Origin of the sequence: Pseudoduganella sp. UC29_106 (genome assembly GCF_044055365.1) — a bacterium.
Classification (GTDB): Bacteria; Pseudomonadota; Gammaproteobacteria; order Burkholderiales; family Burkholderiaceae_D; genus Rugamonas.
Genome location: NZ_CP171977.1, coordinates 5,734,180 through 5,749,679, shown reverse-complemented (window position 1 = coordinate 5,749,679; position 15,500 = coordinate 5,734,180). Strand labels below are relative to the sequence as shown.

At 62.6% G+C, this 15,500-nt stretch carries 13 protein-coding genes and 1 pseudogene; 3 read left to right on the top strand and 11 right to left on the bottom strand.

The annotated features are described in order from the left end of the window. Nucleotides 1-86: 86 nt before the first annotated feature. From ACHMW6_RS28700 to ACHMW6_RS28660, 9 genes and pseudogenes are all read right to left on the bottom strand, one after another. Nucleotides 87-899 (bottom strand): response regulator, encoded by an 813-nt coding sequence (locus tag ACHMW6_RS28700; RefSeq protein ID WP_395402078.1) that lies wholly within the window; start codon nt 897-899, stop codon nt 87-89. Nucleotides 900-921: 22 nt separating this feature from the next. Further along, the gene (locus ACHMW6_RS28695) at nt 922-1,437 is read right to left on the bottom strand and encodes a sensor histidine kinase (RefSeq protein ID WP_395408736.1); all 516 of its coding nucleotides are present in this window, start codon (nt 1,435-1,437) and stop codon (nt 922-924) included. Nucleotides 1,438-1,482: 45 nt separating this feature from the next. Beyond that, a pseudogene (locus tag ACHMW6_RS28690) lies at nt 1,483-2,183 on the bottom strand (response regulator); the annotation flags it as partial. A gap of 275 nt (nt 2,184-2,458) precedes the next feature. After that, complete coding sequence (locus tag ACHMW6_RS28685) at nt 2,459-3,181, bottom strand: 2OG-Fe dioxygenase family protein (RefSeq protein ID WP_395402076.1); 723 nt, start codon at nt 3,179-3,181, stop codon at nt 2,459-2,461. 20 nt (nt 3,182-3,201) lie between these two features. After that, the gene (locus ACHMW6_RS28680) at nt 3,202-5,247 is read right to left on the bottom strand and encodes a TonB-dependent receptor (protein ID WP_395402074.1); all 2,046 of its coding nucleotides are present in this window, start codon (nt 5,245-5,247) and stop codon (nt 3,202-3,204) included. Further along, nucleotides 5,244-5,717: a DUF6702 family protein gene (locus ACHMW6_RS28675; RefSeq protein WP_395402072.1), complete on the bottom strand. Its 474-nt coding sequence runs from the start codon at nt 5,715-5,717 to the stop codon at nt 5,244-5,246. The genes ACHMW6_RS28680 and ACHMW6_RS28675 overlap by 4 nt, the downstream gene beginning before the upstream one ends. Further along, nucleotides 5,717-8,089 (bottom strand): M1 family metallopeptidase, encoded by a 2,373-nt coding sequence (locus tag ACHMW6_RS28670; RefSeq protein WP_395402070.1) that lies wholly within the window; start codon nt 8,087-8,089, stop codon nt 5,717-5,719. Before ACHMW6_RS28670 ends, ACHMW6_RS28675 begins: the two co-directional genes overlap by 1 nt. A gap of 214 nt (nt 8,090-8,303) precedes the next feature. Next, the gene (locus tag ACHMW6_RS28665) at nt 8,304-9,311 is read right to left on the bottom strand and encodes an alpha/beta hydrolase (protein ID WP_395402068.1); all 1,008 of its coding nucleotides are present in this window, start codon (nt 9,309-9,311) and stop codon (nt 8,304-8,306) included. An 81-nt stretch (nt 9,312-9,392) separates the two neighbouring features. Continuing rightward, a complete protein-coding gene (locus ACHMW6_RS28660) occupies nt 9,393-9,851 on the bottom strand; it encodes a MarR family winged helix-turn-helix transcriptional regulator (protein WP_395402066.1) in 459 nt (152 codons plus the stop codon). A gap of 128 nt (nt 9,852-9,979) precedes the next feature. On the opposite strand from ACHMW6_RS28660, the gene ACHMW6_RS28655 reads away from it, so the two are divergent. The 3 genes from ACHMW6_RS28655 to ACHMW6_RS28645 all read left to right on the top strand — a co-directional run bounded on the left by ACHMW6_RS28655 (nt 9,980) and on the right by ACHMW6_RS28645 (nt 13,865). Beyond that, a complete protein-coding gene (locus ACHMW6_RS28655; RefSeq protein ID WP_395402064.1) occupies nt 9,980-10,291 on the top strand; it encodes a hypothetical protein in 312 nt (103 codons plus the stop codon). A 67-nt stretch (nt 10,292-10,358) separates the two neighbouring features. Further along, a complete protein-coding gene (locus ACHMW6_RS28650; RefSeq protein WP_395402062.1) occupies nt 10,359-11,444 on the top strand; it encodes an HD-GYP domain-containing protein in 1,086 nt (361 codons plus the stop codon). A gap of 12 nt (nt 11,445-11,456) precedes the next feature. Continuing rightward, a complete protein-coding gene (locus tag ACHMW6_RS28645) occupies nt 11,457-13,865 on the top strand; it encodes a CHASE domain-containing protein (protein WP_395402060.1) in 2,409 nt (802 codons plus the stop codon). Here the strand turns inward: ACHMW6_RS28645 and ACHMW6_RS28640 are convergent. Next, nucleotides 13,765-14,592, bottom strand: coding sequence for a sugar phosphate isomerase/epimerase family protein (locus tag ACHMW6_RS28640; RefSeq protein WP_395402058.1), 828 nt, complete (start codon nt 14,590-14,592; stop codon nt 13,765-13,767). The two genes, ACHMW6_RS28645 and ACHMW6_RS28640, sit on opposite strands and share 101 nt — an antisense overlap. Then, on the bottom strand, nt 14,589-15,422 hold the full coding sequence (locus ACHMW6_RS28635; protein WP_395402056.1) for a phytanoyl-CoA dioxygenase family protein: 834 nt from the start codon (nt 15,420-15,422) through the stop codon (nt 14,589-14,591). Before ACHMW6_RS28635 ends, ACHMW6_RS28640 begins: the two co-directional genes overlap by 4 nt. Between the last annotated feature and the right edge of the window lie 78 nt (nt 15,423-15,500).

Here is a 15,500-nt window from a genome sequence, read left to right as displayed (position 1 = left end):
AATCCAAATGTTCTGTGAACGCTTGGAGGAGACGTTTCCAATATAGTACCGGGTATGTTGCACTGCAATACCGTAGAATTACGGTATCAGTCCCGCCGAGCAAGAGAAGATTCGATAGCGGAGACCAATTGCTGTGGTTCCAACGGATGGGATAAAAGAATCGGCGCTTTGCTTCGGCCCCGGCCGAGGGGGGAGACGTCATCGTCGTCATCCGGGCGGATCACGATCACCGGCTGGGCCGGCAGCTGGTGCAGGGCATCAGCAAGGAAACGCGTGCGGCCGTCCTCGTAGAGCCCCAGGTCGCACAAAACCAGGTCGAATGGCTGCCGGATCACATCCCGCACCTGCTCCGCCGTGGACGCTACCGTTACGCCATAACCGCAATGCGCCAGGATGCTGGCTGCCAGGCCGGCGTTCTCCGGCGCCGCGTCCAGCAGCAGGATATGGGCGCGCGACGAGCCATTGTGCGAGGAAGCCGGCGATTCGGACGGCGCCGGCGCCGGCGCGGACGGCGCGACCGAAGAACGCATGGCCGCCGGCAGCCACGCTTCCAGCGAAGGAATCAGCACATCCGGCTCCAGCGATTTGGGCAGGGCGCCGCTGAAACCGGAGCGGCGCAGCGAGGCGCCGCCATCGGTCACCGGCACGGCGCTGGCGGCCAGGATAGGGATGTCGTGCGTGGCGGGATCGGCGCGCAAGGCGGCCAGCACGCCATAGCCGTCCAGGCGCGGCAGGTGCAGGTCGCACAGGATCAGGTCCGGACGCTCCTCCTTCGCCATGGCCACGCCGCGCTCGCCGTCATACGCCTGCAGCGGCACGTGGCCGAAGGCGGACAGCAGGTAGACCAGCAAATCCATATTGGCCTGGTTGTCTTCGATGATGAGGATGCGTGCCGCCATCTTGCCTCCGCCGCGCGGGCGTTCAGTGATGCTGTTGTTTGGTCTTCAGGGCCAGCGTGAAGGTGCTGCCCTTGCCGAAGTCGCTGCTGAAGAACAGGGAGCCGCCCAGGAGGTTGGCGAGGTTCTGGCTAAGATAAAGGCCGAGGCCTGCGCCCTCGGCATGGCGGGTGGAGGTGGAATCGAGCTGGGAGAAAGCCTGGAACAGCTTGGCCTGGTCTTCCTCGCGGATGCCCTGGCCGCTGTCCGCCACGCTGAATTCCGTGATGCGCGCGCCGTCGTCCATGCGCTGCTTCAGGCTAAGCTTGACGTGGCCTTTTTCCGTGAACTTGATGGCGTTGTTGGCGAGGTTGATCAGGATCTGGGTCAGGGCGCGGCGGTCGGTGTCCAGCGTGATGGGCTCCGTGGTCAGGTCCACTTCCAGCGCCAGGCCTTTTTGCGCGGCCAGGGGACGAAGCGTGTCCGCCACCTCGTTCATCAGGGCCTGGCACTGCACCTGCTCGAGCGACAGCGTGACCTTGCCTGCTTCGATCTTGGCCACGTCCAGGATGTCGTTGATCAGCGAAAGCAGGTGGCGCGCGCTGGAACGGATGGTGGTCAGCTGGCGGTCCTGCTCGCCGGTGAGCGGGCCGGAAGCTTCATCAGCAGGGCGCCGGTGAAGCCGATGATGGCGTTCAGCGGCGTGCGCAGCTCGTGCGACATATTGGCGATGAAGGCGGACTTCATGCGGCTCGCTTCGGCCAGCTCCAGGTTCTTCATCGCGATTTCGCGGTTGATCGTTTCCAGCTCGCCCGCGTGGTGGGCCAGGCGCATATTCAGTTCGATCACCTGCCGCTCGCGCGCCTGCAGCTCGCTGTTGACCTGCACCGCCTGTTCGTAGGTGGAGATCAGCAGGTCGAGGATCTGCTGGCGTTCCGCGTTGATGAAGTGCTTCTGGTCGCCGAGGTAGAGGGCAATGCCCACTTCCATGTTCTGGTTCTTGCGCAGCTTCTGGTTCACCAGCATCTGGCCGATGCGGTTCAGCAGGTAGTCTTCCGCGTAAGGCTTGCGAATGAAGTTATCGGCGCCGCATTCGATGCCGCGGATGATGTCCTTGGGGTCGGTCAGCGATGTGACGAGGATGACCGGGATATCTCGCATGGCCGGGTCGGCCTTGATGGCGCGGCATAACTCATAGCCGTCCATTTCGGGCATCACGATGTCGGACAGGACCAGGTGCGGCTTGCGTTCTCGGATCTCGGCCAGCGCATACTTGCCATTGCCCGCAACGCGGGCCTTATAGCGCATGGACTGGATCAGGCGGCGCAAACGCTCGGCCTGGGTCGGGCTGTCCTCGACGATGAGGATTTCAATCTCATCGGGTGCAATCTCGTAACTCGAGTCCACTCACCACCTCCATGCTGGTTGGATGGTGGAATATTACCGGATTATTGCGCGCGGCGGAGATTGAGGTTATAGGCGGGTCACGCACGGCGGATCAATGATCCGCCCTACGCCGCAACACAAGGCAGTTTTCCTGGTCGGCGGCGCGTAGGGCGGATCGTTTGATCCGCCGTGCGTGCTCAGTCGCCCTGGAAACTGTTTGCGCGATAGGTGAGGACCAGGGTATCGCGGTGTCCGTGCGCCTCCAGCGGCTGGATCGGCGTGGATTCATGAATTACAGTTGCGTCATCGAGCAGTAGCAAAGTCCACGGTTCCGTCATGGTAAACCGTTTGCCGTTCGGCCCATCGGCTTCAAAGATGCGTGTCTCTCCACCCTTGATACCAGTGCGGCCGATAAGGATCACCGCCACCCAGTCCACCCCATCGCGATGGGCGCCTTCAGGCGTCGGACGCCCGATACCATCAGTCGTATCAATCCGGAACTGATGCGCCTCCACATACCATGGGTGCGTACCGCGCACCTCGGTGCAGGCGCGGCCCAGGGCGGAGACCAGCTTCTGCCAGCCCGGCTGCGACACGATGGCCGGGTCCATCGGCTCGAACATGCGGCGCATGCCGCCGTGCAGGGCGTTGTACTCGACCGGCTGCCAGTGCGCGCGGTGCGCGGTCTGGGTCAGCTCACCGTACTCCTGCACGAAGCAGGAATGGCGGCGGCGGCGATAACGGCCGCCGTCCTTCAGGTAATTATCGGGCGCCAGCAGGTCCCAGCTCGGGACCAGGGCATTCAGTTCGTCCAGCGTGCAAGCAGACAGCGCAGCCACGTCGGCGGGCGCCAGCAGCGCATAACCCTGGCCGCGCAGGGAGGCGGTCAGCTCCGCCAGCGGTGTAAAAATAGGTGTCATCCACCTATTGTACGGCCAGTCTAAAAAGCGTGTGTGAGGGTCAGCCGGAAGGATCGCGACTCGATCGGATGGAAGTGGATATCGTCATGGGCCTCGGACTCGTTCTTCAGGCGCGAGGCGTAGAAATAGTCGATGGCCGAATCGCGCCGGTTGGCCAGGTTGAAGCCTTCCAGTTCGAGCTGGGTGGATTTGCTGAATTTATAGGCAATGCGGCCGTTCAGCGTGGACGTGGCCTGCGAGCGCACGCTATTGTCCTCGACCAGGGGACGTGGGCCGAAGTAGCGCAGGCGCAGGGCGCCGGACCACGGTCCTTGCGGCGTGAGGGTCAACGCCAGCTGGGCCACACCTTCCACGGCGCCGGGGATGCGGTCGCCCTCGGGCGCTGGCTCGCGGTAGCGGCCGCGGGCAAAAGCAAGATCCGCGTCCAAAGAGAGCCATTTGAGGGGCTTCCAGTAATTCGAGAATTCGATGCCGTAGCGGCGGCTTGGGCGGCCTGCTTCGGTGGTGCCGGCGTCGCCGAGGTAGACCAGCTCGGAATCGAAGTCCAGGCGGTAGAGGGATAGCACCGTCTGCAGGCCTTTGACCGCCTCGCTGCGCAGGCCCACTTCGTAGCCGCGCGAACGGGAAAGCGGCGTGGCCGGATCGGTCTTCGCCACGACGCCGCGCGCATCGTTGCTGTGGAAGCCGCTGCCGGCGTTCACGTAGAACTCGGTGCGCGACCAGGGACCGAAAATGAAGTTCAGGCTGGGGCTGAGCTGCGTGTCGCTCGCCGCGCCACTGTTCTCTGCGCGGTTGCCGGTCACGCGGAAGCGGTAGCGGTCCGCGCGCACGCCGCCGACGGCGCGAATAGCGGGCGTCAGGCGGATTTGCTGCTCGACGTAGAGGCCCAGGCTCGACTCCACGATATGGTCCTCGCGCACGACATCGATGGTTTCGCGCGCCTTCGTGTGCAGCAGACCGTTGAAGATATTGTCGTTCTGCGCCTGCAGGCCGATCGTGGTTTCCCAGGCCATATCCTCCTCGTGGCCGTGCCAGGTGTGGCTGGCGGTCACGCCGCTGGTGACGCGGCGATCCGGCTGTGCGAACTGGTCGCCGTTGACCGGGTCTTCGAGGAAGTAGGTGAAATCCGAGAACAACGACAGGCGGTTGTTGATCACATAGGCATTGGCCTGCGAGCTGCTTTCATCGCTGGTGCGGCGCCACGCGGCGGACAGGCTGTAGCGCCGCGCGCCGCCGCCATCCGTCGGATCGACAGCATCGAAACGGCCCAGCGAACCACCCTGCACCGCGCGCAGCGGGATCTGGTCGGTGGCGTTCCAGTTGCCGCGGTAAGCCATGGCGGTGATGCTGTAGCCATTGTTCGCATAGCCCTGGCTGTAGCGCAGCACGGCGTTCAGCTTGCGATAATTGTCGCCGCGCGTGAAGGGGCCGTCGTTGTGCATGGATTCCAGCGCGTACAGCAGGCTGCCGTCGTTGTCCGTTTCCTGCGAGCCGGCGACTAGCGCGCGCGCATAGCCGTTTTTGCCGCCCGTGATGGCCAGCTCGCGCGTGAGCAGGCGGTTCGCGTAAGTCAGCGCCGTCGCGCCGGCGGACGCGAAATCGCCTTCGCTGGCGGAGTAGGGGCCTTTCTTGTAATCGAGGCGCGCCGCCAGTTCGGGGATGATGAAATTGAGGTCGGTCCAGCCCTGGCCGTGGGCGTGGCTGCGCTGGTTGACGGGCATGCCATCCACGGTGGTGCGCAAGTCCGTGCCGTGATCGAGGTTGAAGCCGCGCAGGTAGAACTGGTTGGCCTTGCCTTCGCCGCTATGCTGGCTGACGACCAGGCCAGGTGTCGCTTCCAGCAGCTCGCCGGGGCGATAGACGGTGCGCGCTTCCAGTTGGCTTTGCGTGACGGTGCCGGCGCTGGCCGAGTCGGCGAGGCCGATCTGGCTGGCGCGCGAGCCTTCCACCAGCACGCGCTGCAGGAAGGGATCGTCGGCGCGGGCGGGCGCTGCGGCGCCCAGCGCGAGCACCACGGCAGCCGCCATGGCGTTCAGCTGCCGTGCCTCAGGGCAGCGGCTGCTCATTTTTTCTGCGCGGTGAAAACGAGGGTTTGCGCCGGGCGGCCGAAGCCAGCCACGTTGACGGTGTTGACTTGCGTCGGCATGAAATCGCTGAGGACAGCGTCATGCAGCGTGGCGCTTGCCGGCAGCGGCGTCTTCTCGATTTCCTGGTAGACCACGATGCTGTCGGCTTTCGCCTCCATGCCCACCCACTGGATGGGCAAGCGCTTGCCGTTGGCGGAGATGCTGAACTGCTTCTCGAGATAGCGCCGGAACACGGCCTGATCTTCCTCCAGGCCCAGGTCGAAGTTGCGCTGGTAGAGATTCATCAGCAGCGCTTCCACATCGTGCGCCGTGTAAGTATGGACGATTTCGGTACTGCCTGTGCGGGGATTGAAGCTGATGTCGGTCAAGCCCATGTGGTAATTATGGGCTTGTGCAGCGGCGCCGACCGAGATCAGCGCCGCCAGGAGAACGGCTTTGAAGAAACGCATTACTTCTGATCGAGTTCGGCCTTGGCCTTCTGGTCCTTGCCGTTCTTCAGTGGAGTATTAAAGTCCTTCATCATATCATCCGGACGCTTGGACTTGAACAGCTCCACGCGCGACTGGGCCACACGGCGCGGCCAGGCGTTGTTGCTCTGGTCGATGTCCGCGGTTTCCCACTTCGGATCCTGCACGATGGACGCCACCGGCTCGTCGGTCACGATCAGCTTCGTGATCTTCTTCGGCGAATAGCGCCATACTTCGGCCGGAATGCGCTCGATGTACTTTTTGCCGGACTTCAGTTCGATCTCCAGAATCAGCGGCGTTACCAGGCCGCCCAGGTTGGAGAAGTCCACCAGGTAGAGGTGCTTGCCCTGGGCCAGCAGGTCTTTTTCCCACTGCTCCAGCTCTTCCTGCGACTCGGCGTACTTGTTGCGGTCCTTGTTGGTGACGGTGAAGTCATCGTGCTCGTTGTAGAAGTCCTTCAGCTCAGGATGCGCATCCGCGCGGCGCGGCATGCCCTTGTTGCGTTCATCGGTGATGCTGACAGGTTCCTCATCGTGGCGCTGCTTCTTCCAGGCTTTCTCCGTTTCCGGATTTCTGGTGCTCACGCCGTATTCGGTGATGCCATCGATGCTCACGTCCACCGCATCGGTGGTGTAGAACCAGCCGCGCCAGAACCAGTCAAGGTCGGTACCGGAAGCGTCTTCCATGGTGCGAAAGAAGTCTGCCGGAGTCGGACGCTTGAACTTCCAGCGGCGGGCATATTCGCGGAAGGCGTAGTCGAACAGTTCGCGGCCCAGCACCGTTTCGCGCAGGATGTTCAGCGCGGCGGCCGGCTTGGCGTAGGCGTTATTGCCGAACTGGAGCAGGGACTCCGAATTCGTCATGATCGGCACCTGGTTCTTCGAACGCATGTAATCGACGATGTAGCGCGCGTCGCCGCGGCCGGCCGGGTAGTTCTCTTCCCACGCTTCCTGGGCCAGCGATTGCACGAAGGTGTTCAGGCCCTCGTCCATCCAGGTCCACTGGCGCTCGTCGCTGTTGACGATCATCGGGAAGTAGTTGTGGCCAACCTCGTGGATCACCACGCCGATCAGGCCATACTTGGCGCGCTTGGAATAAGTGATCTCGCCGGTCTTCTTGTCCTTGGTGGGACGCGGACCGTTAAAGGAGATCATCGGATACTCCATGCCGCCCACCGGCCCGTTGACCGAGATCGCGACCGGGTAAGGGTAGTCGAAGCTGAACTTGTTGTACTGGTCGATGGTGTGGATGATGGCCTGGGTGGAGTACTTCTCCCACAGCGGATTGCCTTCCTTCGGATAGTAGGACATGGCCATCACATTCGTGCCATCCTTCCTGAAGCCCTGCGCGTCCCAGATGAACTTGCGCGACGAGGCCCATGCAAAGTCGCGCACGTTCTTCGCCTTGAAGCGCCAGGTCTTGGTGGCCTTGCTGACGGACTTCTCGGCCGCTTCGGCTTCGGACTGGGTGACGATGACCACCGGCTTGTCCGCAGTGCGGGCCTTGGCCAGGCGGTCGCGCTGGGCGGCGCTCAGCACGTCGGCAGGGTTCTGCAGCTCGCCGGTGGACGCCACCACGTGGTCGGCCGGCACGGTCAGCTGCACATCATAGTCGCCGAATTCCAGCGTGAATTCGCCGGAGCCGATGAACTGCTTGTTCTGCCAGCCCATGATGTCGTAGTAGGCCGCCATGCGGGGGAACCACTGGGCCACTTCGAACAGCGCGTTCTTGTCCTCTTCGAAGTATTCGAAGCCGGAGCGGCCGCCGAGCACCTTCTGCTCATTGATCTTGTAGTTCCAGTCGATGCCGAAGGTGAAGCGCTCGCCCGGCTTCAGCGGCGTAGGCAGGTCGATGCGCATCATCGTGCGGTTGATCGTGTATTTCAGCGCGCCGCCGCTGGCGGTCTTCACGCCGGTGATCTTGAAGCCGCCATCGAAGTCGCGCGTCAGGATATTGCGCATGCCCTCGAACTTCATGCCTTCCTCTTCACCGCGCGCCTTGGCCCAGGCCTCGCGCGACGGCGCCGTCATCATCAGGCGGGCATCGGAATCGGGCTTGAAGATATTCTGGTCAAGCTGGACCCACAGGTAGGTGAGGGTGTCCGGCGAGTTGTTGTGATAAGTGATGGTTTCGCTGCCGGTGATGGCGCGGTTGGCTTCATCGAGCGTGGCGCGGATATTGTAATCCGCGCGCTGCTGCCAGTAAGCGTGACCCGGCGCGCCGGATGCGGTGCGGTACTGGGTGGCGGTGGGCAGCAGTTCGTCGAGCTGGCGGAACTTATCGTCGAATGGATCGGCTGCGATGGCCGAGGCGGTGAGGCATAGGGCGGCAATACTGAAAATCGAGCGCTTCATTGAATCCCCTGACATTACATATTGTAAGAAAATTGCCGGGGTATTCTACGTATCTTCCTAATTTGCGCGATCAATTCATTTGTAAAAAACCTGATACACGGCAACTGTCCGCGGACGTCCGCGCGGACACTGGTTTTCGGGGTCAGGCACGAAACGTTACATGGGCTCGCCTGGCAGGCGAGCCCATGTAACGTTTCGTGCCTGACCCCTAAGATTACTTGAGGCGGTAGGCGAGTTCGGCGCCGGCGGCGCGGAGGGCGCCTTGGACGGCGGGGACTTTGGCCAGCGGGTTCAGCAGGCCGTAGTCGTGGATCACGCCGTTGATACGGGTGGTCGTTACGTCAACACCGGCTTCGGCCAGCTTGCGGCCGTAGGCTTCGCCTTCGTCACGCAGCACGTCGAACTCGGCGGTCTGGATCAGGGTGGGCGGCAGGCCTTTCAGCTGTTCGGTCGTGGCCTGCAGCGGCGAGGCGTAGATTTCCTTGCGCGCTGCGGCGTCGGTGGTGTAGCTGTCCCAGAACCATTTCATCATGTTACGGGTGAGGAAGTAGCCGCTCTGGTACTGGTTGTAGGAGCCGGTTTCGAAGTTGGCGTCGGTCACCGGCCACAGCAGGATCTGGGCGCGCAGCTTGGGCTCGCCTTTGTTCTTGGCCATCAGGGACACCACCGCCGCCATATTGCCGCCGACGCTGTTGCCGGCCACCGCCAGTCGCGATCCGTCAACATGGATTTCCTTGCCATGCGCCGCCACCCATTTGGTCGCGCCGTAAGCCTGGTTGATCGCCACACCATAGCCCGCTTCAGGCGAGGGGGTGTAATCGACGAACACCGCGGCTGCGCCGGAGCTCACGACCAGGTCGCGCACCAGGCGTTCGTGGGTCGGGAAGTCGCCCAGCACCCAGCCGCCGCCGTGGAAGAACATGAACACCGGCAGCGTGCCTTTTGCACCGGCGGGGCGCACGATGTGCAGCTTCACATCCTGGCCGTCCACCTTGATGGTCTTTTCCGAGACGTCCGCCTTGGGCAGCGCGGCGCCTTTCTGCGCATCGACCAGGACCTGGCGCGCATCTTTCGGGCTCAGCTTTTCCAGCGGCGGCGCATTTTCGATGGCTTTCAGGAAGTTGGCCGTTTGCGGCTCAACGCCGGTGTAGTCGACGGCGAAAGCGCTCGTGCTGGCGATGGCGAGGGTGGAGGCAGCTACCAGGGTGTTCAGGCTTTTCATGATCTATTTCTCCTAAAAATAACGTGCTATTAAATAGTGTGCTACTTATTTGGGACGCCTTAACGGCGCAAAGTACTTCTTTCAGGCGTTCTTCATCAGGCTGTCGCGCAGTTCACCGAGTTCGTCTTTCAGACGGAATACGGTGTCCAGGCTGCAACCGCTCGCATCGAGCACGCAAGCCGGCAGGGCGGCTGCCTCGTCGCTCATCGCCTTGCCTTGCGGCGTCAGCGAAATGATGACCTGGCGTTCGTCTTCCGGGCTGCGGTTGCGTGCGATCAGTTCAGCCTGCTCCATCCGCTTCAGCAGCGGCGTGAGCGTGGCCGAATCGAGGAACAGCTTCTCGCCCAGCGCGGACACGGTCTGCTCATCCTGTTCCCACAGCACCATCATGACGAGGTATTGCGAGTAGGTCAGCCCCAGCTTGCGCAGGAGCTTGCGGTAGAGCTTGTTCATGGCCAGCGAGGTCGAGTACAGCGCAAAGCACAGCTGTTGATCGAGCCGGGGTACCTGAGTCAGCGGGTTGGTGGTTTTGGTGTCCATGTGAGGCAGTATAGATAGCGTGCGATCTAATTGCAAGCTATTTCTAAGGGGATTTTTTCCTTGCCACCCGCCGCCGATTTGACTAAGGTTTAAGTGCCCGCATGCGCGCAGGGCAAAAGGGGATGAGAATGAATCAGGCGGATCATTTCTACACGCCGGGGAAACCCGTGCCGGAACAACGCGGAGTTGCCCCAAATCTCTTTCTCGTCGAGCTCGACCCCCAAAGTGTTGTAGATGGGGTACGCTACGACGGTAACTATCTTGCCGAGGATGTAACAGCCTGCGGCACGATGCGCGAGACCTGCCCCGTCTGCGAAGAGGGCCATCTGCAACTAGTGTTGCGTCAAAAAAACGTCCGCGTGGCGCACCTCTTCTGTATAGAGTGCACGCGCTGCTTCGGTGCCTTCCTGCCCGACGGGACTCCCGCACTTGCCGACTGACAACTAGGCCTTGTCCTACGGTATCATTCAGCAAAGTGCGGCCGCCGGCCGCAAGGAGATGCTGTCAATGTATGCCAAGACGAAGCCGGTAATTCAGATCGCCGACGGGTCTGCCGAAAACCTGGTTCGCCTGAATGCTCTGCTTCAGGACCATTATCAAACGCGGCTGGCCGATGACGGGCCGGCCGCGTTACGCCTGGCCCAGCAACTGCCGCGCCCGGACCTGATCCTGGCCGATGTGAGCATCGATAGCGTGCGCCTGTGCCAGCACCTGAAAGCCAATCCCGATACCGCCAGCATTCCCGTGATCATTGTGCTCGACCGCGATGATGACGAACAGCGCCTGCGCATGATGTGCGAAGGCGCGGCGGACGTGGTTACGCGCCCCATCGTGCAGGAGGTGCTGCTGGCTCGCGTGTCCACGCTGCTGGAACTGAAGCAGGCGCGCGAACTGCTGGCGCACCAGGGCCGGCACCTGGAACAGCTGGTTGCCGAGCGCACGCGCGAGTTGGCGCAGCTGGCCGATGCCGCCGTGTGGGCGCTGGCCAGCCTGGCCGAAAAGCGCCACGGCAAGACGGACAGCCATCTCTCCCGCGTGCAGCACCATGTGGAAGCCCTGGCGCGCCAGCTGCAGGCCCACCCGCGCTTCGCCCACGAACTGAGCGACGAAAATATCCCACTGATGTGCAAGGCCGCGCCGCTGCACGACATCGGCAAGGTCGCGGTACCGGATGCGATCCTGCTCAAGCCGGCCAAGCTCACGCCCGAAGAATTCGAGATCATGAAGCAGCACACGGTGCACGGCCGCGACGCCATCGACAATGTGGCGCAGCGTTTCGGCGGCAGCACCACGTTCCTGCGTTTCGCGCGCGAGATCACGTATTCGCACCAGGAGCGCTACGACGGTTCCGGCTATCCGCAAGGCCTGGCGGGCGAAGCGATTCCCGTGTCCGCCCGCCTGCTGGCGGTGGCAGATGTGTACGACGCGCTGATTTCGAAGCGCGTCTACAAGCCGGCCTTCACCCACGAGACGGCGATCGAGCTGATAAGGCAGGGCAGCGGCGAGCATTTCGATCCGGACGTGGTCGATGCTATGCTGGCGATCGAGGAGCAGTTCATGGAGATTGCAGCGCGTTTTCCCGATCCCAGTTAGCGGAATTGTCCCATGCGCACCCACGGATACCTGGCCTTTGTTGTCGGCATCTTCATCACAGCGTGGGTGTGCCTGTTCGTGATGAAGGAGCAGGACCGCCAGGCGGCCGAAGCCTTCCAGCGCGACACCGAAAAAATCGCCCGCGATACCCAGCAGCGCCAGAAGGCCTACTTCGACACGCTCCTCAGCATCAAGGGCCTGTTCGCGATCGACCAGGAAGTCACGCGCCTGGAATTCAGCCGCTATGTGCGCGAGCTCGATGTAAAGCGCCGCTATCCCGGCTTCCAGGCCATCCAGTTTGTGCGCCGCGTGCCGTCGTCCGCGCTGGAACGCTATGCCGAACAAATCCGCCACGACGACAGCCTGCAAAGCGGCGGCTATCCCGAGTACAAGATCCATCCAGCCTCGGTGCGCGATGAGCATTACCTGATCGAATACAACGAGCCGATGCGCGGCAACGAGAATGCCTTCGGCCTCGATCTCGCTGCGCTGCCGCCGCACTACCGCGCGCTGCAAATGGGCGTGGAGACGGGGCGCCTGATCGCCACCGAGCGCATCACCCTGGTGCAGGATGCCAGCGGCCAGCCGGGATTCGTGGCGCGCGCGCCGATCTATCGCCGCGGGGCTTCGCTGATCACCCCGGCAGAACGTCACGATGCCATCGTCGGCTTCGTCGCCATCGTGTTCCGCGTGCACGACCTGATGGAAGAGGTGATCGACAGTCCGCTGCTGCAGCATCTGTACGTGCGGATCAACGACGCCGGCTATATGAACGATGAGAAGCCGCAGCCGTCCGGCGTCGATAACCTGATGTTCGACAGCGCCGGCAAGGTCGGTTCGGGTCCGCGCCTGCCTGCGCTGGCTGGCCTTACGCGCACCATTGCGATGGACGTGGGTGAGCGCCGCTGGCTGATGCAGTTCGAAGGCCATGCCGGTGAGCGCTACAGCCGCAACGCCACGCTGATCCTGGCGATCGCCTTGTCGGGTTTCGTGATCAGCACCCTGATTGCGGCCCTGATCACCAACCTGCAGCGCCGCCGCGCACTGGCCCACGCTTTGCGCGGCACGCTCGATGAGCAGCGCGCCTTCCAGGACAGCGCCATTGTCGGCATCGCCCTCATCGCGGACGGCGTGATCGTACGCTGCAACCGCGGCCTGGAAGAGATGATGGGCTATCCGGCCGGCAGCCTGGCCGGAGAACGCACGACATCGCTGGTGAACGAAGGCGTGGCCGATCCCTTCCAGAGCGGTATGGAGGGCAGCCGTGCCCACTTCGAAGCGGAGCTGCGCCGCATCGATGGCTCGCGCCTGTGGTGCATGGTGAACTGCAAAGTCCTCGACAAGAGCGATGCATCCAAAGGCTGCGTGTGGGTGATCAGCGATATCAGCGATCGCAAACGCACGGAGGCGGACCTGATGGACGCCAAGCATGGCCTGGAACGCAGCTTAGGAGAGCTGGCGCTGCAGAAGAATAATGTGGAAACGGCGCACAAGGATTTGTCGGCCGTGCTGCAAACGCTGCAGCAGGCGCAGGCCACGCTGATCACGTCCGAGAAGATGGCGTCGCTGGGCGCACTGGTGGCGGGCATCGCGCATGAACTGAATACGCCGATCGGTAACAGCCTGCTGACGGCGACTGCGCTGAACGATATGGTTGCGGACTTCGAACGTCAGCTGATCGAAGCCGGCGGTGTGCGCCGCTCCACGCTGGACGCCCACCTGCGCGACGCCAAGCTGGCCTGTTCCATCATCGCTGGCTCGCTGCGTCGCGCGGCGGACCTGATCAACTCCTTCAAGCAGGTGGCGGTCGACCAGACCTCCGACCAGCGCCGAAGCTTCAACCTGTGCAGCGTGCTGCACGACACGCTCGCCACCTATGCCGCCCAGTTGCGGCGGGCGAACTGCGAAGTGAAGGTGGATATGCCGGAGAGCGTGACGTGCATTTCCTACCCCGGCAGCGTAGGCCAGGTTCTCAGTAACCTGATCAACAACGCCATGCTGCACGCCTTCGAAGGCCGCGAGCGCGGCTTGATCACCATCAGCATCCGCGAACTGGAAGGCGACATGGCCGAACTCCGTTTCCGCGACGATGGCGTGGGCATGAGCAGCAAGACGCTGCACCAGATCTACGACCCCTTCTTCACCACCAAGATGGGGCAGGGCGGGTCGGGGCTGGGCATGAACATCGTCTACAACATTGTGACCGGCGTGCTGCGCGGGGCCATCAACATCGAGTCCGAGCCCCGGTGCCGGCACCCTGATCATAATCACGTTGCCGCGAGTCGTGGAACCGGAAGAAGTCGTTGTCGCGTAGGGCGGATCATTGATCCGCCGTTGCGTATCGGGCCCGCAGCGTATGCAGCATGGCGACATTCAACTCCCACGCGTCGGATACCGGCTGGCGCGTATACGGCATATTGAACGTATACGGCGCAGGGCCAAACTCCGGCGTAATCGTCATGATCTCGGCGCCGCCCGCGCGCCGCAATTCGATGATGCGATCCCACCACGCCAGATGTGCGGAGAGCTCCGCCTCAAACTCCGGCGCCCTGAAATCCGCAATCTGCGGCCCCTGCGCATGTCCCACGCGCGCGTGGATGTGCCGCACGTGCGGAAACACGCGCTCCAGCATTTCCGGCTGATCCTGCAGCAGCGATTCGCAAGCCACGCACCAATGCGACAGATCCGCGTTCAGCATCAGCGAAGGCACGCGACACAGGTAAGGCAGCAGGAGCATCGGGTGCGCGCTGAAACGGCTGCGGTGGATCTCATGCACGATCGGCACGCCATGTTCCTTCGAGATAGCGTCCGCCAGCGCGATCAATTCCTCGTTCTGCTGCGGCGAATAAAAGTCCTTTCCCGTGTGAGAATTGACCAGCCGCGGCTTGACGGCGCAAGCATTGTTCAACAGCTCGCCCAGCGCCCGCTTATGCGCTTCGAAGTCGGTATGGAAGACTGTCTCCCATTGAGCGACAATCAAATCCAGCCCTGCCGCGCGAATGCGCGAGACCCAGTCATCACGCTGCGCCACATCCAGCGGCAGCGACATTTCAATGCCGTCAAAGCCTGCGTCGAGCACGCGCGCGATGAACACATCCGGAGGCAGCTCATTGCTGCCCCAATGCGGAGCGAAAATCTTTACTTTCACAGGAAACCCCGCACCGGTAAGGAGGCGTCACGCTGGATCCAGTTCTGCGGCGAATACTCGGTACGGCCATCCGTCACGTGCAAGGTGTACGCGTGGCGCGACACCGGCGAGCGGTTCGGCGCCGAGTAGTGCGGCAGCAGCCCGTGGAAGCAGACCAGCGAGCCGGCCTTGCATTCCAGCGGCACGGCGGTGGCGTCGGTTGGCCAGGGCATGTCATCCAGCTTTTCCATGCGCACCGCATCGCCATTGCGCACAAAGCGCTCGCGCAGCGGCGTGCGATGGCCGCCTGGCTCCGCCCACATGCAGCCGTTTTCCAGCGTCGCATCTTCCAGCGCGAACCAGAAGGTGGTCACGCTGATCGGCGTGGTTTCGAAATAGGTCGCGTCCTGGTGCCAGCGCACTTCGCCGCCGATGCCCGGCTGCTTGAAGATGTACATGGACTGCCAGACCTGCGGCTGCTCCAGGCCCAGGTCGCGCGCCACCTGCTCCAGGCGCGCGTCGGAGGTGAAGGCGCGGAAGCCGGGATCCAGGTCGTGCATCGCGTGGCCGATCTTGTTGATCGAGAGTTCCTTCGGCTGCTTCAGCTGTCCATCCGCGCTGAAAGCCTCTTCTTCGAAGAAGCAGCGCACCGTGTTGTCCGAGGCCAGGAAGTATTCGTCCGCGTTCTGGTTCTTCGTGGTGAAGATGCCTTGCGCGGCGCCGGGGTCGAAATCATTGACCACTTGCGCAGCGCGGGCGCGCAGGGCGGCGATTTCCTCGGCGGTCTTGAAATTCGGGATGATGATGAAGCCGTCCTTTTGGTATTGGGCTTTCTGTTCTGCGCTCAGCATGGCGGGACTCCTTGTATTCGATGGAGCCATTGTAGGGATTTGATTCGCGCCCATCTACAGGCAAACGGTTGACACATT